Origin of the sequence: Virgibacillus proomii, from assembly GCF_018916875.1 — a bacterium.
GTDB lineage: Bacteria > Bacillota > Bacilli > Bacillales > Amphibacillaceae > Virgibacillus > Virgibacillus proomii_B.
In genome coordinates this window covers 723,661-749,211 of sequence record NZ_JAHLNO010000019.1, presented here as the reverse complement: position 1 = coordinate 749,211, position 25,551 = coordinate 723,661, and the positions used below count along the sequence as shown (strand labels likewise).

Annotated in this window: 25 protein-coding genes and 2 riboswitches; of the genes, 8 read left to right on the top strand and 17 right to left on the bottom strand. The window is 36.3% G+C overall.

Annotated elements, in window-relative coordinates:
* Positions 1 to 40 precede the first annotated feature (40 nt).
* The 11 genes from KQI21_RS10760 to KQI21_RS10710 all read right to left on the bottom strand — a co-directional run bounded on the left by KQI21_RS10760 (position 41) and on the right by KQI21_RS10710 (position 10,920).
* Complete coding sequence (locus tag KQI21_RS10760; RefSeq protein ID WP_216484169.1) at positions 41 to 211, bottom strand: YuzK family famiily protein; 171 nt, start codon at positions 209 to 211, stop codon at positions 41 to 43.
* A gap of 200 nt (positions 212 to 411) precedes the next feature.
* Complete coding sequence (locus tag KQI21_RS10755) at positions 412 to 1,239, bottom strand: MetQ/NlpA family ABC transporter substrate-binding protein (RefSeq protein WP_216484168.1); 828 nt, start codon at positions 1,237 to 1,239, stop codon at positions 412 to 414.
* 31 nt (positions 1,240 to 1,270) lie between these two features.
* Complete coding sequence (locus KQI21_RS10750) at positions 1,271 to 1,939, bottom strand: methionine ABC transporter permease (protein ID WP_216484167.1); 669 nt, start codon at positions 1,937 to 1,939, stop codon at positions 1,271 to 1,273.
* The gene (locus KQI21_RS10745) at positions 1,929 to 2,960 is read right to left on the bottom strand and encodes a methionine ABC transporter ATP-binding protein (protein ID WP_216484166.1); all 1,032 of its coding nucleotides are present in this window, start codon (positions 2,958 to 2,960) and stop codon (positions 1,929 to 1,931) included. The genes KQI21_RS10750 and KQI21_RS10745 overlap by 11 nt, the downstream gene beginning before the upstream one ends.
* Before the next feature lie 104 nt (positions 2,961 to 3,064).
* Positions 3,065 to 3,175, bottom strand: a riboswitch (SAM riboswitch).
* A 66-nt stretch (positions 3,176 to 3,241) separates the two neighbouring features.
* Positions 3,242 to 3,559 carry a thioredoxin family protein gene (locus KQI21_RS10740; protein WP_216484165.1) on the bottom strand — a complete coding sequence of 106 codons (318 nt, stop codon included), beginning with the start codon at positions 3,557 to 3,559 and terminating at the stop codon, positions 3,242 to 3,244.
* A 22-nt stretch (positions 3,560 to 3,581) separates the two neighbouring features.
* A complete protein-coding gene (locus KQI21_RS10735; protein ID WP_216484164.1) occupies positions 3,582 to 3,938 on the bottom strand; it encodes a toprim domain-containing protein in 357 nt (118 codons plus the stop codon).
* Between the two features lie 252 nt (positions 3,939 to 4,190).
* Positions 4,191 to 4,565, bottom strand: a complete 375-nt coding sequence (gene gcvH, locus KQI21_RS10730) for a glycine cleavage system protein GcvH (protein WP_216484163.1) — start codon at positions 4,563 to 4,565, stop codon at positions 4,191 to 4,193.
* 77 nt (positions 4,566 to 4,642) lie between these two features.
* Entirely contained in the window at positions 4,643 to 4,999 is a 357-nt protein-coding gene (locus KQI21_RS10725; protein ID WP_216484162.1) for an arsenate reductase family protein, read from the bottom strand.
* A gap of 507 nt (positions 5,000 to 5,506) precedes the next feature.
* Positions 5,507 to 7,291: an acyl-CoA dehydrogenase FadE gene (locus KQI21_RS10720; RefSeq protein ID WP_216484161.1), complete on the bottom strand. Its 1,785-nt coding sequence runs from the start codon at positions 7,289 to 7,291 to the stop codon at positions 5,507 to 5,509.
* A 34-nt stretch (positions 7,292 to 7,325) separates the two neighbouring features.
* The gene (locus KQI21_RS10715; protein ID WP_216484160.1) at positions 7,326 to 8,501 is read right to left on the bottom strand and encodes an acetyl-CoA C-acetyltransferase; all 1,176 of its coding nucleotides are present in this window, start codon (positions 8,499 to 8,501) and stop codon (positions 7,326 to 7,328) included.
* Between the two features lie 19 nt (positions 8,502 to 8,520).
* The gene (locus KQI21_RS10710; RefSeq protein ID WP_216484159.1) at positions 8,521 to 10,920 is read right to left on the bottom strand and encodes a 3-hydroxyacyl-CoA dehydrogenase/enoyl-CoA hydratase family protein; all 2,400 of its coding nucleotides are present in this window, start codon (positions 10,918 to 10,920) and stop codon (positions 8,521 to 8,523) included.
* 1,058 nt (positions 10,921 to 11,978) lie between these two features.
* Here KQI21_RS10710 and KQI21_RS10705 point away from each other — a divergent pair.
* The 7 genes from KQI21_RS10705 to KQI21_RS16165 all read left to right on the top strand — a co-directional run bounded on the left by KQI21_RS10705 (position 11,979) and on the right by KQI21_RS16165 (position 16,015).
* Complete coding sequence (locus KQI21_RS10705; protein WP_309245537.1) at positions 11,979 to 12,977, top strand: metal ABC transporter solute-binding protein, Zn/Mn family; 999 nt, start codon at positions 11,979 to 11,981, stop codon at positions 12,975 to 12,977.
* 32 nt (positions 12,978 to 13,009) lie between these two features.
* A complete protein-coding gene (locus KQI21_RS10700) occupies positions 13,010 to 13,765 on the top strand; it encodes a metal ABC transporter ATP-binding protein (RefSeq protein WP_216484158.1) in 756 nt (251 codons plus the stop codon).
* 15 nt (positions 13,766 to 13,780) lie between these two features.
* Positions 13,781 to 14,626 (top strand): metal ABC transporter permease, encoded by an 846-nt coding sequence (locus KQI21_RS10695; protein WP_216484157.1) that lies wholly within the window; start codon positions 13,781 to 13,783, stop codon positions 14,624 to 14,626.
* A 249-nt stretch (positions 14,627 to 14,875) separates the two neighbouring features.
* Positions 14,876 to 15,301, top strand: a complete 426-nt coding sequence (locus tag KQI21_RS10690; RefSeq protein ID WP_216484156.1) for a Fur family transcriptional regulator — start codon at positions 14,876 to 14,878, stop codon at positions 15,299 to 15,301.
* Positions 15,274 to 15,672 (top strand): fluoride efflux transporter FluC, encoded by a 399-nt coding sequence (locus KQI21_RS10685; RefSeq protein WP_216484155.1) that lies wholly within the window; start codon positions 15,274 to 15,276, stop codon positions 15,670 to 15,672. The genes KQI21_RS10690 and KQI21_RS10685 overlap by 28 nt, the downstream gene beginning before the upstream one ends.
* Positions 15,669 to 15,794 (top strand): hypothetical protein, encoded by a 126-nt coding sequence (locus KQI21_RS16430; RefSeq protein WP_301281745.1) that lies wholly within the window; start codon positions 15,669 to 15,671, stop codon positions 15,792 to 15,794. Before KQI21_RS10685 ends, KQI21_RS16430 begins: the two co-directional genes overlap by 4 nt.
* Positions 15,761 to 16,015, top strand: a complete 255-nt coding sequence (locus KQI21_RS16165; RefSeq protein WP_309245536.1) for a fluoride efflux transporter FluC — start codon at positions 15,761 to 15,763, stop codon at positions 16,013 to 16,015. Before KQI21_RS16430 ends, KQI21_RS16165 begins: the two co-directional genes overlap by 34 nt.
* Before the next feature lie 101 nt (positions 16,016 to 16,116).
* Here the strand turns inward: KQI21_RS16165 and KQI21_RS10675 are convergent, their stop codons facing one another.
* From KQI21_RS10675 to aceA, 6 genes are all read right to left on the bottom strand, one after another.
* Complete coding sequence (locus KQI21_RS10675) at positions 16,117 to 16,899, bottom strand: VLRF1 family aeRF1-type release factor (protein WP_216484154.1); 783 nt, start codon at positions 16,897 to 16,899, stop codon at positions 16,117 to 16,119.
* 114 nt (positions 16,900 to 17,013) lie between these two features.
* Entirely contained in the window at positions 17,014 to 17,118 is a 105-nt protein-coding gene (locus KQI21_RS16160; RefSeq protein WP_253291390.1) for an SMR family transporter, read from the bottom strand.
* 173 nt (positions 17,119 to 17,291) lie between these two features.
* Positions 17,292 to 17,388, bottom strand: a riboswitch (guanidine-I (ykkC/yxkD leader).
* Positions 17,389 to 17,643: 255 nt separating this feature from the next.
* Positions 17,644 to 19,158 (bottom strand): BCCT family transporter, encoded by a 1,515-nt coding sequence (locus KQI21_RS10665; protein ID WP_216484153.1) that lies wholly within the window; start codon positions 19,156 to 19,158, stop codon positions 17,644 to 17,646.
* Between the two features lie 203 nt (positions 19,159 to 19,361).
* Positions 19,362 to 19,988 (bottom strand): nitroreductase family protein, encoded by a 627-nt coding sequence (locus KQI21_RS10660; protein ID WP_216484152.1) that lies wholly within the window; start codon positions 19,986 to 19,988, stop codon positions 19,362 to 19,364.
* 1,076 nt (positions 19,989 to 21,064) lie between these two features.
* A complete protein-coding gene (locus tag KQI21_RS10655; RefSeq protein WP_216484151.1) occupies positions 21,065 to 22,396 on the bottom strand; it encodes a C40 family peptidase in 1,332 nt (443 codons plus the stop codon).
* 349 nt (positions 22,397 to 22,745) lie between these two features.
* Positions 22,746 to 24,023: an isocitrate lyase gene (gene aceA / locus KQI21_RS10650; RefSeq protein ID WP_216484150.1), complete on the bottom strand. Its 1,278-nt coding sequence runs from the start codon at positions 24,021 to 24,023 to the stop codon at positions 22,746 to 22,748.
* Positions 24,024 to 24,407: 384 nt separating this feature from the next.
* Between aceA and KQI21_RS10645 the strand changes: the two genes are divergently transcribed.
* Positions 24,408 to 25,415: an aromatic acid exporter family protein gene (locus KQI21_RS10645; protein ID WP_216484149.1), complete on the top strand. Its 1,008-nt coding sequence runs from the start codon at positions 24,408 to 24,410 to the stop codon at positions 25,413 to 25,415.
* The last annotated feature ends 136 nt before the right edge of the window (positions 25,416 to 25,551 follow it).

The following is a 25,551-nucleotide window of genomic DNA, read 5'->3' as shown; positions in this document are numbered from 1 at the left end:
TGCCATTTATCTATCTAAGCTTTTTTCAATCTATAGCTAACTATCCATTAAGCTGATGACTATACTCTAAAGCGAAATGCTTACACTTCCGATGTTCTCTCTGACGTTTCCTTTCAACTGCCATACGTTTATCAAGCTTTCGTTCATATTCGGCGTAGCCAATATGATGTGACTGATGCATGGCTTTTTCCATTTCCGAAGTGTAATTCATTTTTATTCCACTATTAATAGGGAATCATCCTTTCTTGTTTCCTACATTTAATAGCCTAACACAGAACAAGTTCCCTGCACAAAGTGGATTTAAACGTATAATAGTACATATCCTTGCTTATTTTTTGTTTCATGATATGAAATCCATTCTGTTCATAAAGATACGGTCACTCACGATTATATACTCCGACTTGCTTTCAGCTATCTTTTCCCGCCTACTGGTACAACCGCACCTTCGTATTTTTCTTCAATAAACTTCTGAATTTCTTCAGATTGTAATACTTCCACCAACTTATTTAATTCTTGATTATCCTTATCTTCTTTTTTTACTGCGAGTACATTAACGTATGGAGAATCCTCATCTTCAATAAACAAACCGTCTTTTGTCGGTTTTAGCCCGGCACCGATAGCATAGTTTGTATTGATTACGACTAATGCATTTTCTTCTGTTTCGTAAAATTCCGGAAGCATTGCTGCCTCATATTTAGGTGAAAATTTTAAGTTCTTTGGATTTTCTACAATATCATCAATCGTTGCTTCTGATTTTTCAACAGATTCATCCAGTTTAATTAGTCCTTGTTTTTCGAATAAAGCGAGCACACGACCGTGATCAGGTACAGAATTACTTAAAATGACTTCTGTCCCATCAGGAATTTTATCTATACTCTTTATTCCCTTTGAATAAACACCAATTGGCTCGATATGAATTCCATCAATATAATCTAATTCATGTCCTATATCACTAATGGTCTGCTTTAGAAACGGTATATGTTGAAAATAATTCGCATCTAATTTTCCGCTTGCTAAATCATCATTTGGTAATACATAATCCTCATATTCTTGAATTTCTAACGTAATACCTTCTTTTTCTAATAGCGGTTTTGCCTCTTCTAAAATCTCAGCATGCGGAACACTGGATGCTCCGACCTTTATCGTATTTTTATCAGATGCCTCCTTATCATCGCCACAAGCTGCTAACACAGTTCCTAAACCAATTACTAATAAAACGGAAATAATTATTTTTTTCATTCTTTTCGCTCCTCTTATTTTTCTGTGATCGTTATCTTTTGTCTAATTTTCGGGTGATAAAATCGCCAATAAACTGAAATAGGAAGACAATGATGACAATAAGAACCGAACAGATCAGTACGATATCAAAATCTCTTCGCTGAAAGCCAGAGTAATAGGCATAGCTTCCGAGTCCACCTGCACCGATCGCACCTGCCATCGCTGTATAGCCAATTAAAGCAATCGCGGTAACTGTAATTCCTGATACTAAAGCTGGCATGGATTCTGGCAAGAGCACTTTAAAAATAATGGTTCTCGTTTTTGCGCCCATCGCTTTTGCTGCTTCTACTACACCTTTATCTACTTCTCGTAAAGCTATCTCAACCAACCTGCCATAGAATGGAGCAGCACCAATGATGAGTGCCGGTAAAGCAGCGTTTGGCCCCCGAATCGTACCAATTAATAAGTTTGTAAATGGGAACAGCAATAGGATTAAGATAATAAACGGGATAGCTCGAAACACATTTACAAACGTGGCAGTAATAAAGTTAATCATTTTATTTTCCCACAGCCCGCCTTTACTCGTGAGAAATAATAATAATCCTAATAGTATCCCGAAGATGAACGTACCGATTAATGCGATAATCGTCATATAAAATGTTTCATAGGTTGCAACTGCAAAATCTTCTATTTTTATGGATGGAAACAATTCAGTCAGCATCACGTACAACCTCCAATTCGACTGAGGTTTCATTTTGCACATAGATGATTGCCTCTGTTACCTCATCTGGATCGCCACTCATTTGAATAAACAGTGTTCCGTATGCACCAGCCTGAGTACGAGTAATCTTTCCTTGTAGAATACTAATATCAATATCGTATGTTTTAACCAGTTTGCTGATTAAGGCATCATTTGTCGTCTCGCCAACAAAATGCAGTCTGATTATTTTACCATGCTTATACGTATTGATTAGATAGTCTAAATCATAATCTTCTTCATCGTACCCCATGATTTGTTGAACGAATTTTTTGGTAACTGGACTTTTAGGATGAGAAAACACATCTAACACATTTCCTTCTTCAACAATTTTCCCATTTTCCATCACGGCAACGTTTTTACAAATCTTCCGAATAACATGCATTTCATGCGTAATTAAAATAATCGTTAAACCTAATTGCTTGTTAATATCTACTAATAATTCCAGGATTGAATTTGTCGTTTCCGGATCTAAAGCAGATGTTGCTTCGTCACAGAGTAGCACAGAAGGCTTGTTTGCTAATGCACGTGCGATACCAACACGTTGCTTCTGTCCGCCGCTTAATTGTGCCGGATAAGCCTTTTCTTTTCCTGTTAAACCGACTAAATCAATTAATGATTGAACTCGTTTTTTTCTTTCTTCCTTACCAATACCAGCAATTTCTAACGGAAATGCAATATTGTCTTCTACCGTACGTGACCAAAGCAAATTAAAATGTTGAAACACCATTCCTATATCCTGTCTAGCTGCCCGTAATTTACTTTTACTGAGTGCTGTAATTTCTTGGTCATTGATAAAAATTCGCCCGCTCGTTGGTTCTTCAAGGCGATTTAAGAGACGGACAAAGGTACTTTTTCCAGCTCCACTATAACCGATAACACCAAAGATATCTCCTTGATCAATCGAAAGGGTTAAATCATCAACAGCTGTTGTTTTTATCTTGTTTGTAGTAAAAATCTTACTCAAACCCTCTATCGATATCACGCCTACTCCTCCTTCTTTTCGCATCGTACTTATTATGCTCTATGTGGTAAATAAAAACGCCTTTCTGCAAGAGAACAGAAAGACGTAAGATTGTCATTTATGTCCCCTCATCTATCAAAGCTAAAGCTTTGCAGGAATTAGCACCTTTCAAACAAAGAAGTTTGAAGGTTGCCGCGGGTTCACTGGGCCAGTCCCTCCACCGCTCAAGATAAGAGTTAAACATTATTTAATTGAATAAATCATATAATAGCATGCTCTCGTTAACTCTGTCAACGTATTTCTCATTTTTTACGCGTGAATATTTCCGGTTCATACATTAATAAATAGTGATAAATATTTGCTATATTTTTAAATGCATAGATTTTCTCCATTATTTTTCCATCTTTTTTAATGAGTAAACATGGAACGCTTTGAATTTGATAATTCTGCATAAAATCAGGGTAAAAAGATGCATTCATTTCTATGAAAAGCTCCTGCTGTTGCATTGCTTCAATTTTTTTGAGCATGCCTCTAGCAACATGACATGTCCCGCAAAATGGAGTGAATATATAAAGCAAATAATTATCTTTTTTTAATTGTTCTTCCGTTACCTGTTGCAAACGATCACCTTTTTAATAAGAGTTAAATCAAGAAAATTGGATTAACAGCAATGCTTTTACTTACTAGTACTTGAGCTAAAATATTCTCAGGGGTTGTTGCTACTTCTCGGTATTCACTGCTAATATACAGATGCTTTGCATGCGGCAATTCTCTAGCTAACTGTTTACGCAGCTTTATTCCAGAAGGGTCTTCATCAACGAGAATATATACATCCTTATCATCTAGCTGGTAATCCTCTAACAATTGATCGAACCGTTCTATACCAAGTGTTCCATTTGTACAGACAATCGTTAAATCCTCTGTTATAACTTTATTTACTTGCTTTTTATCTGTTAATCCTTCGACAATTAAAATTTTTTCTGATTCATCTGGTATCATCACATAGCACTCCTTGGGAATCAAGCGATATGCTTTCACTTTTTGCATTGGAAGGTGATAATTTATGAAACCAAACGGTCTATTTGCCTATTAGCGCACATTCCTTTAGTATCTCTGTCTACATTGTTCATTCGCTTTTTATTATACGGTGAAACACAGCTATTTAGTGATTGATTGCCTTTGGTAAAATTTCTATATTAAAAATAAAGCTGATTGCAATCCTTTGCACATCAGCTATTATTCTTTGTTTTATTATTCACTTATTATTTCTTCGTATGCTTCAGCTGTTAATAAGTCATCCAGTTCACTTGTCGGCTCTACTACTACCATCCATGCTTTTTCATACGGAGACTCATTAACTAGTTCTGGGCTGTCCTCTAGCTCTTCATTTACTTCGACAACCTTTCCACTAATTGGTGCATACAGTTCGGAAACCGTTTTCACAGATTCAACACTGCCAAATGGTTCATTCATTTCCAATTCATCACCAGGCTCAGGAAGCTCTACAAATACAATATCACCAAGTTCATCTTGAGCGAAATCTGTAATTCCAATTCTTACTTTTCCATCTTCTTTTTTTACCCATTCATGTTCTTTTGAATATAATAGTTCCTTTGGTACGCTCACGTTTATCCCTCCAAAAGTTTACTCCACTTTCACTATACAAGGTTAGTCAATTTTTATCCAGTATTTCTTTTTTCATTCTACAGCCAATTTTCTGCAAACATGTCTTCCTTAAATCCGACGGTTACCTTTGAACCATCCGTTACAATTGGCCGTTTAATTAACATGCCATCCGAAGCTAATATTTCTGCCATTTCTTCATCTGTTGCGTCTTTAATCTTATCTTTTATATTCAGTTCTCGATACTTTTTACCACTCGTATTGAAAAATTTTTTTGCGGGTAACCCGCTTTTTTCGATGAGTGTAAGGAGTTCATTTTTACTTGGCGGACTTTCCACAATATGTATTGGCTTATAGCTTATTTCTTTATCATCGAGCCACTTTTTTGCTTTTTTACATGTTCCGCAATTTGGATACCAATAAAAGGTTAACGTCATTGTTAAAGCCTCCCTTTCATCATTAACTATAAAAGGATGCTCAAAAAGTCAGGCATTAGAAAAACTTGCTTATCGCCAAGTCTTTATGGCGAAAGCTATAGTTTTTCTTATACTATAAACCATAAAGTTTTATACTTTCCTATAGTAAAAAAGAGAACGGCTTTCCCTTGTCTCTGTTTCTATACTATGCATATATCGAATGCCATTTTACTTATCGAAACAGTCTCAGCTAAAACGTTTCGATCATTTTTATCTTCTTTTTGAACATGTACTATTATTATAGCAAAATCATGAACGAAAATACGAATGAAAAGACAAATAATGAAATCATGGTACTTCTTGTATTCACTTTTAAAAAGTACATACAGAGAAACTTTGCCTTAGCATATAGAACTAGCCCTCGCTTATACATACAGCTTAAAAAATGGATCCGACGCCAATTCGTTTTAATTTTACACATGTAAAAAAGCTGCTGTCTTCTAGAAGGCAGCAGCTTTTTTTCTATTTTTATAGTACATATTTTTCTTCTTCAATAATTGCAGCAGCAATCTCGCGCTTTTTCGCTATAACGTTTATAGGTGTGTGTCTTGTTAGTTTGCGTAAAGAAGAAAGCACCATCCGTAATGTATCTCCTTCTTCTACAGCGATTAATGTTTCTTTTGCATCCGCTTCGATTCGGTTAAATGCTTCTTGAACATAAACTTGTGTGTAAAGGAGCTTTTGCTTATTCTTTTCTTCCCCTGTTTTTTGAATTGCCTTTTCTGTACGGAGAAGGGCAGACTCCATATTGTAAACTTCAGCAACCATATCAGCCAAGTTTACTAGAATCTCTTGCTCCTTTTCAATCTGTTGCATATACTTTTGCGCCGCTAAGCCAGCGACCATTAATACGATTTTCTTCGCATTTTTTAATAAATACTTTTCTTGTTCTAATGTTTCCGTGCCTACTTCTTCCGGCATAAGCATCATTAACTCTTCTTGCAGGCTTTGAGCTTTTTGTAAAAGTGGTAACTCACCTTTTAATGCTTTTTTCAATAATGTACCTGGAACCAACAAACGGTTTATTTCGTTCGTTCCCTCAAAGATACGGTTAATTCGTGAATCTCGGTACATACGCTCAACTTCATACTCTTGCATAAATCCATAGCCGCCATGTAATTGTACAGCTTCATCTGCTACATAGTCAAGCAACTCCGTACACATATATTTGTTCATGGAACATTCAATTTGGTACTCAGCAATTGCTCTAGCAACCTCTCTCCCATCATTTAATTGTTCCTCTGTAAGTGCACCCATCCGCTGCTCAAATAAACCAACAGTACGATAAACAGCACTCTCATTAGCATACGTTTCACTAGCCATCGTAGCTAGCTTTTCCTGTGTTAATGAAAAGCTGGAAATCGGCTGATTAAACTGTTTACGTTCATTCACATATTTGGTTGCTATTTCCAAACCTATTTTAGCTCCGCCGACACCGCCAATTGCCAGCTTATAACGACCCACATTTAAAATATTAAATGCAATGATGTGTCCGCGTCCTTTTTCACCCAGTAAATTTTCAACCGGAACTTCAGCATCTTCTAAAATTAATGTACGTGTAGAGGAACTTTTAATTCCCATCTTCTTTTCTTCAGGTCCAGTTGATACACCCAGAAATTCTCTTTCAACAATGAATGCAGAGAAATGTTCCCCATCAATTTTAGCGTAAACGATAAACACATCAGCAAATGCAGAGTTCGTAATCCATTGCTTTTCGCCATTTAAAATATAATGTGTTCCAGCTTCATTTAGCTTTGCTGTAGCTTTTGCGCCTAAAGCATCCGATCCTGAACCAGGCTCTGTTAATGCATATGCAGCTAGCAATTCACCTGTAGCAAGCTTTGGCAAATACTTCTTTTTTTGCTCATCATTCCCGAAGAATACAATCGGTAATGTACCAATACCAACATGTGCACCATGCGTGACAGAAAAACCTCCCGCACGTGCAAATTTTTCGGTGATCAAGGAAGAACTGATTTTATCAAGTGCCAATCCCCCGAATTTTTCAGGTATGTCAGCACCTAATAATCCGAGTTCTCCTGCTTTTTTCAATAACTCTACCGAATACTCAAACTCATGATTTTCTAAGTTATCCACCTTTGGCAACACTTCACCTGCAACAAATTCTTCCGTTGTCTTGGCAATCATTTTATGCTCATCATTAAAATCCTCTGGTGTAATAACATCATCTGCCGTTAAATCTTCGACTAAAAATCCGCCGCCTTTAAATACTTTTTCCTTTGTTTCACTCATTTCATCTACCCCTTTTCTAACTTATTTATTGATTTTAGATCAGTTCAAATACTCCTGCTGCTCCCATGCCGCCACCTATACACATCGTAACAACCCCAAATTGAACTTGTCTGCGTTTCATTTCATGCATTAAGGTAAGTGTCAGTTTCGTACCTGTCATGCCTAATGGATGACCAAGTGCAATTGCCCCACCATTTACGTTCACTTTATCAATATCTAAGTCTAGCTCCTGAATAACACGTACAGCTTGTGAAGCAAATGCTTCATTTAATTCAAACAGACCGATATCCGATAACTCAAGTCCAGCAATTTGTAATGCCTCTGGAACAGCGGCAATTGGTCCTACCCCCATAATCTCAGGCTCTACTCCTGCGACGGCAAACGATCTAAATTTAACTATTGGTGTTAAACCCTCTGCTTCAGCTTTATCACGCTCCATCACTAATACTGAAGCAGCTCCATCACTCATTTGTGAAGAATTTCCAGCGGTTACTGTTCCTTTCACATGAAACGCTGGTCTCAGCTTTCCCAGCACTTCCATCGAGGTTCCCGGACGAACTCCTTCATCCATGGAAAATGTAATCATTTTTTCTTCCGGCTTGTTTTTATCATTAAGAAGGCGATGAGTTACTTCTACAGGAACAATTTCGTCGATAAATTTTCCTTCTTCGATCGCCTCTGCAGCTCGTTCATGACTCCTTACAGCGAACGCATCTTGATCTTCTCTAGAAATCTTAAAGCGATTAGCAACTTCCTCTGCAGTATGTCCCATCCCCATATAATATCCCGGAGCATCTTGAACTAACGTTGAGTTTGGTTTTATAACATGTCCGCCCATTGGGATTAGACTCATTGATTCTGTACCGCCGGCAATGATCGTATCACTTGCTCCAATCATAATTCGCTCAGCAGCATAAGCAATGCTTTGTAAACCTGAAGAACAATAACGATTAATCGTTATTCCCGGAACATCATGCTTTAAACCGGCTAACCCCGCAATATTCCTTGCCATATTCATGCCTTGCTCTGCTTCAGGCATGGCACATCCAATAATTACATCATCAATATTTCCATCATACCCACCTGCACGATTTAATGTTTCCTTTATCGTTAATGCTGCTAAATCATCCGGACGAGAAGTAGCAAGCGCCCCTTTCTTTGCTTTCCCTACAGGGGTTCTTGCTCCTGCAACAATTACTGCTTCCTTCACCATGTTTCCCCCTTTTCCTTTAATTACGTAGTGGTTTCCCTTTTAATAACATGTGTTGCATCCGTTGTTGTGTTTTTGGCTCCCCGATTAGACTTAGAAACGCTTCTCTTTCTAAATCAAGCATTGCCTGTTCATCAATTTCCGTTCCCTCTTTGATTCTGCCACCTGATAATACATATGCCAGCTTTTCAGCAATTTTCAGATCATGTTCAGATGCATATCCGCTTAGATATAGATTTTTTGCTCCCAGCACCATTGCCGCATATCCAGCATCACCAACTACTGGAATCTTTTCAGGTTTTGGAGGACGGTAACCTGAATTCGCAAGTGATAACACATTTTCTTTTGCATCATGCAGTAAATGGTCAGGATTAACACTGATCCGATCCCCTTGATCTAAGAAACCATACTCACGCGCTTCTGCGGCAGATGTCGATACTTTAGCAGTAGCCACTTTTTCAAAAACATCATTAGCTACTTTTGATAAATCAAAGTTAATTCCCTTTGGCAATTGTCTAAGCTGTTTTAAATACAATTCCTTCGTTCCACCACCACCGGGAATTAAGCCAACTCCAAATTCCACTAGTCCCATATACGTCTCTACTGAAGCTTGGATAGATGCAGCCGGTAACGTTACTTCTGCCCCCCCACCAACTGTAATATTAAATGGTGCTACAACTACCGGCTTGTTTGCATATTTAATTACCATTGTCATATTTTGGAAATGGCGAATGACCATATCTAACTCAAAAAAGTTATCGTCTTGAGCTTCCATCAGCATCATCGCTAAGTTCGCTCCAACACAAAAGTTCTTCCCTTGGTTACCAATAACCAGCCCTTCAAAGTTTTTATCTACTTCTTCAATCGCAAAATTTACCATTTGGATGATATCTAACCCAATTGCATTACTCTTGGAATGAAACTCCAAACAAGCAACACCATCTCCTAAATCTATTAAACTAGCGCCGGTATTCTTTTTAATGACCCCTTGAACATCTTTTAATAGACGCAAATTAATTTCTTTTTTATTCACGACATTTTGTTTATACGTTCCTTTATCATAGTAGTACACATTACCATTATCTTTTTTATAAAATGATTCATTACCATCAGCTAGAAACTGTAGTACCCATTCAGGAATTGTCTCTCCCTCTGCCTGCATTCTTTCTACAGATGCTCGCAGGCCAATTGCATCCCATGTTTCAAATGGTCCATGCTCCCAGCCGAAGCCCCATTTCATTGCATTATCAATCGCTAATATATCATCCGCAATTTCCCCCGTTAATTCAGCCGAATAGATAAGCACCGGCTTTAATATCGACCAAACAAAATCACCAGCTCGATCACCTTTTTGTGATAGAAGCGTTTTCAATTTACGATGTGAGCCTTTTTGCTGCTTCGCCATTTCTATAGCAGCTGTTTTTAATTTTTTACGGTCTTCATATTCAAACGTTTCTGGGTTTAATTCATAGATCATGCTCCCTGCTTTATCTTTTTTCTTCAGATAAAAACCTTGGCCGCTTTTAGCACCCAACCAGCCTTTTTCCTGCATTTTCAACATAAAGCCTGGAACAGAAAATAACTCTTTTTCTTTTCCTTCCACTTGTTCAAAAACATTATGAGCCACATTAATAAATGTATCGAGACCTACTACATCTAATGTACGAAAAGTTGCACTCTTTGGTCTGCCTATCAATGGACCAGTTACAGAATCTACTTCCCCTACACTATACTTTCCTTTAAGCATCTCTTGAACGGTTACAAGCAAACCATATGTTCCAATTCGGTTCGCAATAAAGTTTGGTGTATCTTTTGCAACGACAACACCTTTTCCTAAGACATTCTCGCCAAAGCGTTTCATAAACTCGAGGACCTGAGGTTCCGTATCTTTTGTCGGTATAATTTCAAGCAGCTTCATATATCGTGGTGGGTTAAAAAAATGTGTACCGAGAAAATGTTTACGAAAATCCTCGGAACATTCAATCGACATTGCTTCAATAGAAACACCAGATGTATTTGAACTTACAATAGTTCCTTGTTTTCGATATTTATCTATATTTGCTAAGACGTTTTTCTTTATCTCTAAGTTTTCAACGACCACTTCGATAATCCAATCTACGTCAGCAAGCTTTTCCATATCATCTTCCATATTACCAATCTCAATTAAATCAAGACTTTCTTTTGTTGTAATTGGTGAAGGTTTTTGCTTTAATAATGCTTTTTTGCTTTGTGCAGCAATTCGATTACGTACAATTGGATCTTTTAGCGTTAACCCCTTTTGTTCTTCTTCCTTTGTTAATTGTTTTGGTACAATATCAAGCATTAAAGTTGGAATACCAATATTAGCCAAGTGAGCAGCAATTCCAGAGCCCATGATTCCAGAGCCTAAAACAGCAGCACGCCTGATTGATTGCTTCATAGTTTATCCTCCCATCCGCATTTTGAATGAATACTCATTCATTTTGTTTCAAAAATAAAAAGATAGTCTCCTATCACTTAATTATTACTATAATGTATTTACTGACATTTCGCAACAATAAATCATAAGTTTTTTAATAAAGGGATTACAAAAATTTTTAACCTTCTATACGGAAAGCATAACAAGCGGCTAGTTTTCTTACCCTATCTCTTCATCATAAGGGGGGCTTTCAACAAAGCTTTTTAATTGGTGAAGAATGAAATAATATCTGCTTCTATATTGACAAAGTCTTCGTCGTCTGGCTCAAGCGCCCCAACTATAGTAAACTTCGATTTTCTAAGGACAAGGAAAGACTACGAAAGCGATACATCGCGATTTTTCAAGGACAAGGAAAGCTTCTTGAATAAGCATCGCACGCGGAAAAAGTGTTCTTCTTTTTCAAGGAAAAAAGCACTCCTTAATAAAGTTTCCACTTTATCCTGGATGTAAGGATCCGTATTTTTCTCATTTCAAAAATGTGCTAATGATGTTGCGAACATGATGAGAAAAACGGGTCCTAAATCCCCGATTCGTTTAAGGGCCTTTAGGTCATACCCTTGCGGTACTAACATTCAAGGAAAAAAGCACTCCTTAATGAAGTTTCACTTTATCCCGCATATAAGGTGCCGTAAGTTTTCCTTCAAGGGGTTAGGGGAATACGGGAGGAGTATAATAAGGAAAAACGGCACCTAAATGCCCGATTCGTTCAACTAACATTCCGTGTATAAAGCGTTCCACGGAATGAAGTTTCACTTTATCTCGTCAGAAGTTTTCCAGTTAGTACATTATTAAACATGTGCTTGTACTTTTTGTTCCTTTGTCTCAATGTAAATCACTTATAAAACACCATTTAGATATTTACTAGCTCTAAACATAGATAAATCATTTGATACACATGTGATAAGAATATTAAACACCTTGGTGCTCTTCATAAAAAAACAAATCGTAACCATTACTATTTACATTTCGGAATGATTACGATAATATAATAACAGATTTTATCTGTGGGAGGACACGTTGTGAAAAAGTTATTCATATTAATAATTTTGTTTGGCATATTAAATTTTTTTTTAATGGGTTGCACGAAAAGTACCTCACAGCCAAAGAATAATTCTGATTTAACTATATATACTTCTATCTATCCCTTGCAATTTGCGGTTGAACAAATTGGCGGAGAAACTGTAAAAGTAAATTCTATCTACCCTCCAGGTGTTGATGCACATACTTATGAACCTGCTTCAAAAGTCGTTACCGATATTGCGAAAAGCGATGCATTTATTTATATGGGAGCAGGCTTAGAAGGCTTTGCCGAAAGTATGGCGAATGCCTTAGCCAAAGAAAATGTAACCCTTATTGAAATTGGAAAACACGAATCATTATTTGCTGCTGCTAATACGAATCAGAATAGACAGTCTCATGACGAGAGTAGTCATTCTCACGATGATGAACATAGCCATGATGAACACGATCATTCTCATCATGATCATGACCACGGAGATTATGACCCACATATCTGGTTAGATCCGTTACGTATGATTGAGATGTCGGAAATTATTAAAAATCAATTAGTCAAATTAAATCCGGAGCATCAAGCGTTATATAACCAAAACTTTAAACAACTCAAAAAACAATTAAAAAAGTTAGATCGTGATTTTCAACAAGTGTTACATGCTAAGGAAAACAAGCATATTCTTGTTTCTCACGCTGCGTATGGGTATTGGGAAGAACGTTATGGATTAGTGCAAATCGCTATTAGCGGCTTATCTTCCAGCAATGAGCCTTCCCAAAAAGATTTAGTCAATATTATTGAACAAGCAAAACAATACAAGCTCGATTATTTGATTTTTGAACAAAACAGTTCTAATCGTATTTCCGAGATCATTCAAGAACATATTGACGCAAAAGCAGTAACGATTCATAACTTATCTACAAGAACAGAAAAAGATATTCATAATAATGAAGATTATCTTTCATTAATGAAACAAAATTTGCTTATTCTTGATAAAGTAACAAAATGACTACTTAAAAAATAAATTAAAGGAGTTATACGATGAAGGAAAAGATCGTATCAATCGAAAATGTTAGCTTCACCTATGAAAACAAAAAAGTATTGGAGAATATTTACTTTACCATCCCTAAGGGTTCATTTGTGGGGCTAATCGGTCCAAACGGCGGGGGTAAAACAACTCTTATTAAACTAATCCTTGGTTTAGAAAAGCCTGATACGGGATCTATTAAGCTTTTTGGTGAACCAATGAACAGATTTTCTGCTTGGAATAAAATCGGCTATGTTTCACAAAAAGCGAACACGTTTAATAAGGGGTTTCCTGCTACTGTATTCGAAGTTGTCTCAATGGGATTAACTGCAAAAATTGGCTATTTAAAATTTTTCACACGTAAGCATAAAGAAAAAATACATCAAGCGCTTCAGCAGGTAGATATGGAAGCTTACGTATATGAAAATATTGGTAATTTATCAGGGGGACAGCAACAGCGTATTTTTATCGCCAGATCTCTTGTTAGTGATCCTGAATTATTAATTTTAGATGAACCGACTGTAGGAGTGGATCATAAAAACGTTCAACGATTTTATGATCTGCTTGATCAATTAAACCTTAAGCAGGGGATTACGATGTTAATGGTTACCCACGATACCGGAACAATAACTGAACAGGCTACACATATCGCATGCCTTAATAAAACATTATATTTTCATGGCAAGCGGGCTGAATATAAATCGTTAACTGAAAAAGACCTGTCTCAACTATACGGACATCAAGTAAATATTGTTAAACACGATCATTAATTTGGAGGAAACGATATGCTAGCAGACTTTTTAGAATATGATTTTTTACGTAATACATTTTTTACAGGGATATTAATTGGGATTATTGCTCCGTTATTAGGAACATTTATTGTTGTAAGACGGCTATCATTATTAGCTGATGCGCTATCACATGTTACATTAGCCGGAATAGCATTTGGACTATTAATGGAAAAGAAATTCGCTATTATGCTTAGCCCTTTATATAGCGGTATGGCCTTTTCCGTGATTGGCTCGATATTAATTGAAAAGCTAAGAGGTGTTTATAACGCCTATCAGGAGTTAGCAATTCCCATTATCCTTTCCGGAGGGGTTGGACTTAGCGTTATTTTTATTTCTATCGCAAATGGATTTAACACAGATTTATTTAATTATTTATTCGGGTCTGTATCCGCAGTGAGCAGAAATGATTTTTACTCGATTGCAATAATCTCTTTCTTTATCGTTGTCATTATTCTATTATTTTATAAAGAATTATTTGCGCTTTCCTTTGATGAGGAATATGCAACGATATCTGGACTGCATTCCAAAGCGATTCATCTTTTATTTATCGTGTTAACAGCACTTGTGATCGCTGTTTCCATCCGAATCGTGGGCGTCTTACTTGTATCCGCACTAATGACATTACCTGTTGCTGCCAGTATGCGACTAGCCAAAGGGTTTAAACAAATGGTTATGTTGTCTATTGTATTTGGTGAAATTGCTGTTATTATAGGATTAGTCACCGGGTATTATTTAAGAATACCATCAGGTGGAACCATTGTTATGACATCTATACTTATTTTGTTACTCGTTATGTTTATAAAGCGAAGAAGGCGTAAAATAGGAAGTAGTACAGCTTGACTTGTCAGTGGAAGAAGTAGTTAAACTCCGACATGTAAGGTGGCGTAATTCTTTCCTTTTAATGGTTTTGCAATTAAAAAATCAACGTGCTAAGAAAACGTCATCTAAATGTCCGATTGGTTTGAATCGACAGGACATGCTTCGGTAGCAATACATCGCGTTTTTTAAGGAAGCCTTTGATCATAACGAACTTGTACTATTTCTTCTCTTTTTGAACATGCGCTCTAACTAAAAAGTGAGGGAAGCTGAATGAACAAAAATGAAGCGATCGAACTTTTACAAAAAAAAGGATATAAAATAACAAGTAAACGAAAAGATATCCTCTCCTTTTTTGAGCAAGTGGATGGATACCGTACTGCTAAAGATCTTTGTACCCATTTGGAAAAAAAATATCCCGGGATCAGTTTTGATACGATATATCGAAACCTCCACTTATTTCATCAATTAGAAATTTTGGAAACAACCGAGTTAAATGGGGAAAAACATTTCCGTATGAATTGTTCTCAAGATCACCATCATCACTTTATATGTAAGGATTGTGGGAAAACAAAGGAAATTGAAATTTGTCCGATCGATGAAGTTAAAGAAGTATTAGCTGATTACTCCATTGAAGGACATAAATTTGAAATTTATGGAAGGTGCCCCGGATGCAAAGTAACTTTAACATCAAATTAACCGCAATAATTGGACTAGGTGGGGCGGTCGGTACAATGGGAAGGTATGGCATATCTGTTTTATTAACAGAAGAAGGCTTTCCCATTGCGACGTTATGTACAAATTTATTTGGTTGCTTTTTGCTTAGTTTTTTAGTACATCAAAATCATATAAAGAAGCTTCTCCCTACTTCTATATTTACCGCTTTAACGGTAGGATTAATTGGATCTTTTACTACTTTTTCTACTTTTAGTGTAGAGACCGTAGCGCTATGGAATTCAACCAAAGTATTAGCAGTACTCTATGTTATTATTAGCGTAGTTGGAGGGCTTCTATTTTGCTTATTGGGCTATAAAATGGCAATGGCTAATAGAGAGAAGGCAGAAAGATGAGTTTTTTATTAATAGCTGTTGGTGGATTCTTTGGAAGTATTATGCGCTATGAGTTATCTTTACTAGCGCAAAAACGATTAATTGGAACATGGGGAGTGAATATTACCGGCTCCATCTTCTAGCAGTTTTAGTTCATTTACAGCTTAATGTCATGCTTTCTCAAAATTGGTGGTTGCTGTTAGGAGTGGGTTTTTGCGGTGCTTATACCACTTTTTCCACATTTGGTAATGAAACATTACAGCTATTATTACATAAACAGCTAAAGCAAGCTATATTCTATATCACTATCTCCCTCCTCATTTCCTTATTACCAGTATTTTTTATCTTATCACTCCATCGTTAATCTGCACACGCGATTGCCTAACCACCACTTATACGTAAAGATGTTTACAATTTCAAGTAAGAGTACTTAAAGTGTAGAAAAGAGTCTGCACAGACTCTTTTTTAACCAAATATCTCTTTTAATATGTTAGATTTCTGATGATCGAGCATGTTTTTATTAATTACTTTATCTGGTGATTTATTCATCTGATCTTGAAATGCTTGTGCCTGGCCTGGTTCTCCAACAATAAATACTTTTTCCCATTGTTTATCCTTGGCCAGCTTATCCATTTTAGGAGCAATTTTTTTATACCATCGTTGCTTATTTGCTTCAAAACGAGCGTATAAGTCATCTTTTTGGATTGTTGGATTACCAGGTTCTACTGCCGTTTTTTCACGCCAATCATCAATTTCCAAGTCAAATTCATATGTTTTTACCGCTTCAACCTCATTTAAATAAGCTTCCATTAATTTCACTTTATTTTGTTGAACAAGAATGATTCCTGATTTTGGGTACTGTTTCTTCAATTTTTTTAATTGATCTAATACTGGTGTTTCTTGCCAAAAAAAGACTGTTTTCAAACGCATTTGTATCCTTACAGCAAACCAAACTTCTTTATCTGCTGTTGTAATAAGAATAATACCCCGGCGAAATTGTTGTTCATTCATCCGAATATATTTTTCTACCTTTTGTTTTACTTGTTGAAAACAATTCAATTCTTCTTTATTATCTGCTTCTTTTAAATACTGTTCAAAGTTACGCATGCCGTTTTTAAATTGTATCTTCCATTCTCCCCCTTGTTGTTCAGGGTCAGAGGGGTCCGTGTTTAAATACATTGTAAAAACTTTATTTGGACTTTCTCTACGAATCGTTGCCAATTGCTTCAGTTTTTTATTTAAATCCATAACGATCAGCGCTCCTTTTTAACGTTACGACTTAGTAGTGTATATCCGTTAATAAAGCGTATTAAACATCCTAAGAGATCAACTTTAAACCAACTGCCGCACCCAATATCATACTTATGAACAATAGTTGCCCAATCTTTTGACTCCTGGAAACAGCATTCCAGGTAGTGCACTCCCTACCGTACCCATTCCAGTCCAGACTGCATAAGCAGTACTCATAAGAATCGTCTCCATCGCAATACCTAACAACCAAATCCGCCAAATAACCTTATAAACGATGCTTTATCTGCTTTTTAAAGCAGTAATATTGTTTCCACGGCGAAATTACTTTTATGTTAAAAATTAATAGTTTCTAACATAAAAAAGCCCGGAAAGATATCCAAAATCCGATATCCTCCCGGGCTTTTATCCCTCTGTGTATACATAAATGTGCATTTTCTCTTGGTCCAGTCCAAAACCTATTTTTGCGGAACCCCAGAAAATAAATAATTTACGCTTTTAATGCTTTTTATTATAGCGGCTCTAAACAGTTTCATTAAATAATCACCTTGTTTTATACTATATTTCAACATGAATAACTAGCATCAATTGTTATTTAATAAGTATAAGCATTTATTAACCTTTTTATTTAAACTGGTAAGGATTCCTTTTTTCAAGGATCTTTTATTCTTGCAATAAAGTTTTCAAGCAACATACAGTGCTGCGGTAAACAAAAAACCTGCATAGCAGTGCTGCTTTTTTCTTTTAATCAACATCTTCTCTTTGTTTATCTTTCTTAAAATCCTGACTAATCATTTTGGTGAAGGAAACTACCATTATTAATAATATAACAGTAAATGGCAATGCTGATATTAATGAAGCAGTTTGTAGTGCTTCTAGCCCACCTGCTAAAAGAAGTACAACAGCAATTGCTGTGATTAGAAGTCCCCAAACTATTTTCGTAACTAATGCCGGATTTAAACTACCTCTTGATGTCATTGAACCTAAAATATACGTCGCAGAATCTGCAGAAGTGACAATAAAAGTAAATATTAGAAATATAGAGAGTATAGAAAGAATGGTGGTCATTGGCAAATGCTGATACGTTTCAAATAGTGCTACGGCAATGTCCGCATTCACAGCCTCTGCTATCGATGTACCATTCATTAAATCATTAAATACTGCAGTTCCCCCAAAAGCGGCAATCCACACACAAGCAATTGCTGGAGACACTACTAACACACCGATTACATATTGTCTAATGCTCCGTCCCCTTGATACCCGGGCTACAAATGCACCAACAAACGGAGACCAAGCGGTAGACCATGCCCAATAGAATATGGTCCATTCCCTTACCCACGTGTCCCCCGTATACGGAGTAAGCCGAAGACTATATTGAATAAAATTAGAAAAATAATCTCCTAATCCTAAAACAAATATATTTAAGATAAATACGGTAGGTCCTGCTAAAAAGACAAAAACAAGCAACAATAGGCATAATCCAAGATTAATATTACTTAACCATTTAATTCCTCTATCCAACCCAGTACTGGAAGAAATTAAATACGTAATTAACATTATTCCAGCAATAATCATTTGCACCCAAATAGATGAAGGTACATTAAAGACTGATTTTAATCCGCCGTTCATTTGCAATATACCTAAACCTAATGATGTTGCAACTCCCATTACTGTTGCAACAACCGCTAATGAATCAACTGTACCTGCAACTACTTTATTTCTTCCAATAATAGGCTGGATAGATGTTGAAATTAATCCTCTCCGTTTTTTCTTAAACTGTAGATACGCTATTACTAAACCCACAACAGCAAATACAGACCACTGACTAATTCCCCAGTGAAAAAAAGCATATCCCATTGCTACTCTTGCAGATTCTTCCGTCATCGCTTCTAATTCAGGGAAAGGGGTTTTAAAAAAATGACTCATTGGCTCCGCTACTCCCCAAAAAACTAATCCAGCGCCAAAACCAGTTGAAAACAGCATGCCGATCCAAGTGAAAAAAGAGTACTCTGGTTTCGAATCAGCTGCTCCTAATTTCATTTTTCCGTATTTACTCAAGGAAAGTACGATTAAAAATATGATAAAGATAACTACGGATAATAAATAAAACCATCCAAAATTGATTGTTGTAAAGTTAAATAATTTTTCGGCTACCTTACCAAATTTAACTGGCATGATTGCTCCTATAACTACGAGTAGTAACACAAAACAAGCTGAAACATAAAATACAGGGTTATTAAACGAATTGTTAGGCTTCATAACATATCCTTTCTTAAATGTAAATAAGGAGGAGAGGAGAAGTTTTTTTAATTTATACCCTTTGCTTAAAATGTTAAACATGGATTACTACAAATAACCCAACGTACATGTGCATAAAAAAAGATGATACATGATGACGTGTCATCTTTTATTTGATATATCCTTGCTTTTAGTTGAATTATACCAAAAATAAGTAACCATATTTACGGGTTTTCAAAACTACCTTCAAAAACAAATTCCTCGATATTTTTCCTAGTAGATGGTATTTCCCGCTGCTGTAAATTTTCTGGAAGAGTTTGCTTATCCCCTTGATATCCAATGGCAACGATAGCATGAATAGCATAATTGTCTGGAATCTCTAATACTTGTTTTGCTTTTGCCCGATCAAATCCCCCCATCGCATGTGTTAAAATTCCCTTTCGCGCTGCCTCTAATGCCAAAAATCCCCAAGCAGCTCCCGTATCAAAGGCATGAGTCGGGTTCTTACTGCCAGGACGGTTCCTATCTGTTTTAGAAACGATAGCTACCAATACAGGTGCATGCTTGCACCAAATCACGTTAGACTCATCAATAAATGATAAAAATTTCTTTTTATCAGCATCGTGCTTAGCCACAATAAAACGCCATGGCTGTATATTTGCTGCAGACGGTGCCCATCTAGCTGCTTCAAATAAACTATTCAGGTCATCTTTGGTAATATCCCTTGATAAAAACGCTCTTGGAGACCACCTTCGTATATATATTGGATCAATTAGATAATTCGGTTTTCGGTAATCTTGAATCTTCACTTTATCTCCCCTTTCATCAAATTGCACATGTACTGTTACCATTATAACGAAAAAGACGGAATATTTTCCATTAATAAAAATATTTAAGTTAATGGATTAGAGATTCCATCGTATAGTTTACTTAATATATCGCTCTTGCAAAGTTATATCCATATAACTAGAAAATGTAACTAGCGACAAGCCCAGCTGGTGGTATGTATGCATAAGAGGTAAATTTAACAATGATTATCCTTTGTTTGCACGGACATTTACTTTGTAAGCTCGAATTGACTAAGATTAAACTCATCCCTCAAAAACTCCATTTCTTATATGGTTGGTTATTATATATGTAACTATCGAATTCTTTCATATCTTATAAATCTGGATTATACGGCATTTGATCGTTTTTTCCTAAATAACACTACTAGAATATAAAATTTTAAATGGGAATAAATGCGCTTAAAATAATAAACTGTAGTAGCTGCTATTACTAGACATGCCCCTACGTGATCTATAGCAGTTCCTTTATCCCCTACTGATAAGAAATAGAACATAATCTCGAAGTTCTTGAAAAAGAAAAACACTTTTTCTCGCGTGGTGTATTGCTGTCGAGTGTGCTCTATCCTGGAAAGCACTTTTTCTGCGTGGGAATGTTTATTCAAGAAGCTTTCCTTATCCTTGAAAAATCTCGGTGTAGTGCTATCGAAGCATACTCTGTCCTTGAAAAATCGCGATAAATCGCTGTCGCAGTCTTTTCCTGTGCTTTCGATCCAAACAAATCGAGGATTTAGGGGCCCGTTTTTCTCATCCTGTTCGTAACATCATAAACAACTTTTTAAAATGTGAGAAATACTTCTCCTACATTCGAGATAAAAGGAAACATGCCTCTAAAACAGGGGTATGCCGACGCTTTACGGCAAGTCCGCTTTTAGTCGGCCTTCCTTTAGATTCGAGTCAATGTTAACTTATTCGATGTTACTGTAACTTGAGCGCTTAAACTAGATAGAGCTACGTTCAAAAAGATATCCACAATGCTGAAACCGATATAATTTCCTAGACAATTAAAAAAAGCCATTCCTTTATTAAAATGTCCTTTATAGGGTACATTTTATAAAAGAATGGCTTCTCTTCTGTTAGTTTTATCTTACACGACGAACATGTCCTTTAAAGGCATTATTCCAATAAGTATTAGACATTGATTCTACAGATAAACCTGGTGTACTTTGTGAACCGATAAACTTGCCACCGCCGATGTAAATAGCTACATGTCCATTTTTCTTGTAAGTATCAAAGAAAACAAGATCTCCCGGTTGAATTTCGCTATATTCTACTTTCGTTCCTACTCCTGCTAACGCACTTGTACTTGATGGAATCGAATACCCGCCTTGAGCATAGGCCCAAGATACAAATCCGGAACAGTCAAAGCCGCTTGGAGTTTTTCCTCCCCAAACATACGGTACACCTAGGTATGGATAACCAGCGTTAAGCACTGCGCTTAAACCGCCACCGCCAGATGATTTAGGCTTTGAAGAATAGCGTTGTTTGCTGCTTTGGTTATTGCTTTGTTTGCTGGCTACTGTCTGCAAATCCCCACCGTTGGAATTGTTATTTACGGAAGCAGCTGGTGTTGATTGCTCAGCTGCTGGTGTTGATTGCTCAGCAGCAGCTGTAGTAGCTGCATTATCTGAAGCATCAGTATCATCAATATTAGCTGCAATGTTTTGTCTTACTTCGGCTTCTAGTGCCGCCAAGTTGCTGTCTTTAACCTTTAGTTCTTCTTTTAGAGACATAAGTTCGTCTTTTTTAGTTTGTAACTTTTCTTTTTTCTTATCATTTTCTTGTTTTTGTTGAGCAATTGTGTCTTGCATACCTTTTAATTCTGTTTCCAATGCTTGTAATTCTTTTAAACCAGCTTGTACCTTTTCTTCCTTTTTCTCTACTTCTTTTTTATCTTTTTCTTGTTGTTCCATTAAACTAACATCTGCATCTGTTATTTTGTTTACGGCAGATACACGATTAATGAATTCTCCAAAGTTTTTGGAACCTAAGACTACTTCAAGGAAGCTGATATCTCCACCGCTTTCTTGGTAAGATACGGCGCGTTCTTTAAGCTTGTTGTAACGCTTTTCAATTGCTTCTTCCAGCTTCTTAATTTCTGCTTCGAGCTTTTCCTTTTCTTGCTGTTTTTTAGCAATGTCACTTTTTGCTTTTTTCATTTGCTTATTATTTTCTTTCATCGCTTTATTTACTTGATTAATTTCTTTATTTAAGTCTTCTAGGTCTATTAAAACATCTGCAATTTTTGCTTCTGCGTCTGATAGATTAGCTTTAATTGCTTCACGATCATTTTGAATTTCAGTATGACTCTTTACGTTGCTTACTGGTTCTGCTTGTACTTGTGAATGGAAAAAAGCACTGCTAAAACCAACAACTGTTATCGTTGCTACAGTTACGATTGACTTTTTCAACATACTCCCCCACTTTTTCAATATTCTACCACGCCATGTTTTATATGTATTTTCGTTTCATTCTATCGTGGCTAGTTTTATATTATAATTATTATGTATCTTCTTAGGCAATTCGTATTATATCAATAAAAAATTGCAGGCGTATTATAGTAATGTTACAATTATATTTCAAAAAAGACATAATCCTCTTTAAACCTTAAAAAGAAGCGTTCATTCGCTAATAAATGAACACTTCTTTTTTCCTGAATTTATAAAAATATATCGAAAATTCTACAAGGATTTCAGTTTTTTAATACTTATAAAATTCTATCAATACAAGTTAAAGTAGATTCCCTACTTCATTAATCATTTATTATGACGTAAATTGTTCTTCTTCTGTCGATCCTTTTAAGGCAGCTGTTGAAAGTGCTCCTCCAGAAATTACTTGTGCTACCTCATCAAAATATCCCGTTCCAACTTCTCTTTGATGTCTCGTAGCAGTATACCCGTATTCTTCCATAGCAAATTCTGCTTGTTGTAATTCAGAATAAGCCTTCATACCCTCATCTTTGTAATTTCTTGCCAGCTCAAACATGCTGTAATTCAACGCATGGAAGCCTGCTAATGTAACGAATTGGAATTTATAGCCCAGTTTAGCTATTCTTTCTTGGAAACTTGCAATTTCGTCATCAGTTAGTTTTCTCTTCCAATTAAATGATGGTGAACAGTTGTAAGCTAATAATTTGTTTGGATATTTTGCATGAATTGCCTCAGCAAACTTCTTTGCTTCTTCATAGTTAGGCTCTGCAGTCTCACACCAAATTAAGTCTGCATATGGTGCGTACGCTAGACCTCGGGCAATTGCCTGATCGATTCCAGCTTTTGTCTTAAAGAACCCTTCGGTTGTACGCTCTCCTGTAATAAATGGTGCATCTTCTTCATCGATATCACTAGTTATTAAATCAGCAGCATTAGCATCCGTTCTTGCAATAATAACTGTAGGTGTACCCATGACATCAGCCGCTAAACGAGCAGCTATTAAATTGCGCACAGCTGTTTGCGTAGGAAGTAGAACTTTTCCACCTAAATGCCCACATTTCTTTTCCGAAGACAATTGATCCTCAAAATGTACACCAGACGCTCCTGCTTCAATCATTGCTTTCATTAATTCAAAAACATTCAGCTGTCCGCCAAAGCCAGCTTCAGCATCTGCTACAATTGGTGCGAACCAATCTATTTCATTATTTCCTTCCGAATGATGGATCTGATCCGCTCTTTGTAGAGCTTGGTTAATGCGTTTGACTACATTTGGCACACTATTTACCGGATACAGGCTCTGGTCAGGATACATTTGTCCGGCCAAATTTGCATCAGCCGCAACTTGCCAACCACTGAGGTATATGGCCTTCAAGCCTGCCTTAACTTGTTGAACAGCCTGATTACCTGTTAATGCTCCAAGTGCATGAATATAGTCTTCCGTGTTTAAAAGATTCCATAATTTTTCTGCCCCTTTTTCCGCCAGTGTGTAAGTAATATTCATCGATCCTCTTAATCGAACGACATCTTCTGCACGATACGGTCGTTCTACCCCTACCCAGCGTTGATCTTTTTCCCAAGCTTCTTTTAAATCTGCTACACGTTGATTTGTCATGTTTATCCCCCTATTAGTTTGTGTGAATTTCACCTTTGCTAAAGCACCCTTGTTATAACACATTTGTCATTGTTATATAACAATGATGTCAAAAAATTAATCTTGCTTCTTTGAAAGACAATAATCACATTCTTGAATCATACTTTTCCCATCCATCTCCTTACCACAGTCAGGACATATAATCACATCCTTTGTCATTTCCATTTCCACCCCTCCTTTTATATAACAGTTTTCCAATTATTTTTTTGTTATAATACAGTTTATGTTATTATGACTAAAATTGCAACCCTTTTTTTCAAGTTAGTTGAAAATTTTTTAAAGTTAGCGGAGAATAGATGAAGAATAACATAATTAAAGGATATGACATCTAGGAGCTGAACTTGATTGAAACGTTCGTATTTTGTAGGGAGTAGAGTTGTTAAAACTGGGGTTGCTGTATTTTTAACAGCATGGATATGCGATATGTTAAAGGCTCCGGCAGTCTTTGCTGTTATAACTGCAATCGTAACGATTGAACCGACCGTTTCTGATTCTATTCGGAAAGGTTTCATTCGTTTTCCTGCTTCAGTAATCGGTGCTGCATACTCGGTATTTTTTATTTACTTATTTGGCAATTCACCAATCACCTACGCTCTTGCTGCTACATTGACGATAGTGACTTGTTTTCGCCTTAAATTACATGCTGGTCTATTAGTGGCAACACTTACAGCAGTCGCAATGATTGAAGTTATTCATAGCAATTATTTTATTTCATTTTTCATTCGCTTAGGAACTACTACAATTGGTTTGGTTGTTTCTACAATGGTAAATATGTTTGTCCTGCCACCTGATTATACGGAAAATATATCTGAGAACATGATGGCGATTCGTAAACGGTTAGGGAAAATGATTAAAAATGTATTCTATTCTGTAACGGCGGATGATCCTCTAGTTTATTCATTGCACCTACAACCGACAAACAAAGTGTATAAAAAGATACAACAAACAGAAACACTAATCCGTTTTCAAAAAGATGAAGCAAAATATCATCCGTTAACAGATAATGAAAAGAAATTTTTTCAAAGTGTCGAAAAACAGCTTATTTGTTTACGATTTATTCATTATCACATTGATAACATTATTAATACTACACTTCATGACAATATGTGGGAGGAAAAAGAAAAAGAAGTTATTCGGCAGGTAACGGATGAGCTTATCGATTCATTACATAATCAAACGGTGATGGATCAAGAATATGTAAGTAAACTGAGAGAAATGTACTGGCGAGAAAATGGTATTGCCAGTCGGAAACCTGATGCAGATACAGCTAATTTTCCACCTGAACTGATCATTACCTATGAATTAATCTCTATTTGTCAATTGACAGAACGTCTGTTAAAACAATCTTCGTAATTTTACTATTAAAGTGATCTTTAGTTTCCTACTGCTACAAGGAAGCGAACGAACAGCCTAACATCTTTTGTTGTTTTATAAAAATCAAAGTTCCAGAAATGAAATTATAAAAAACGAGCGCGGTTAATGTCTCGTT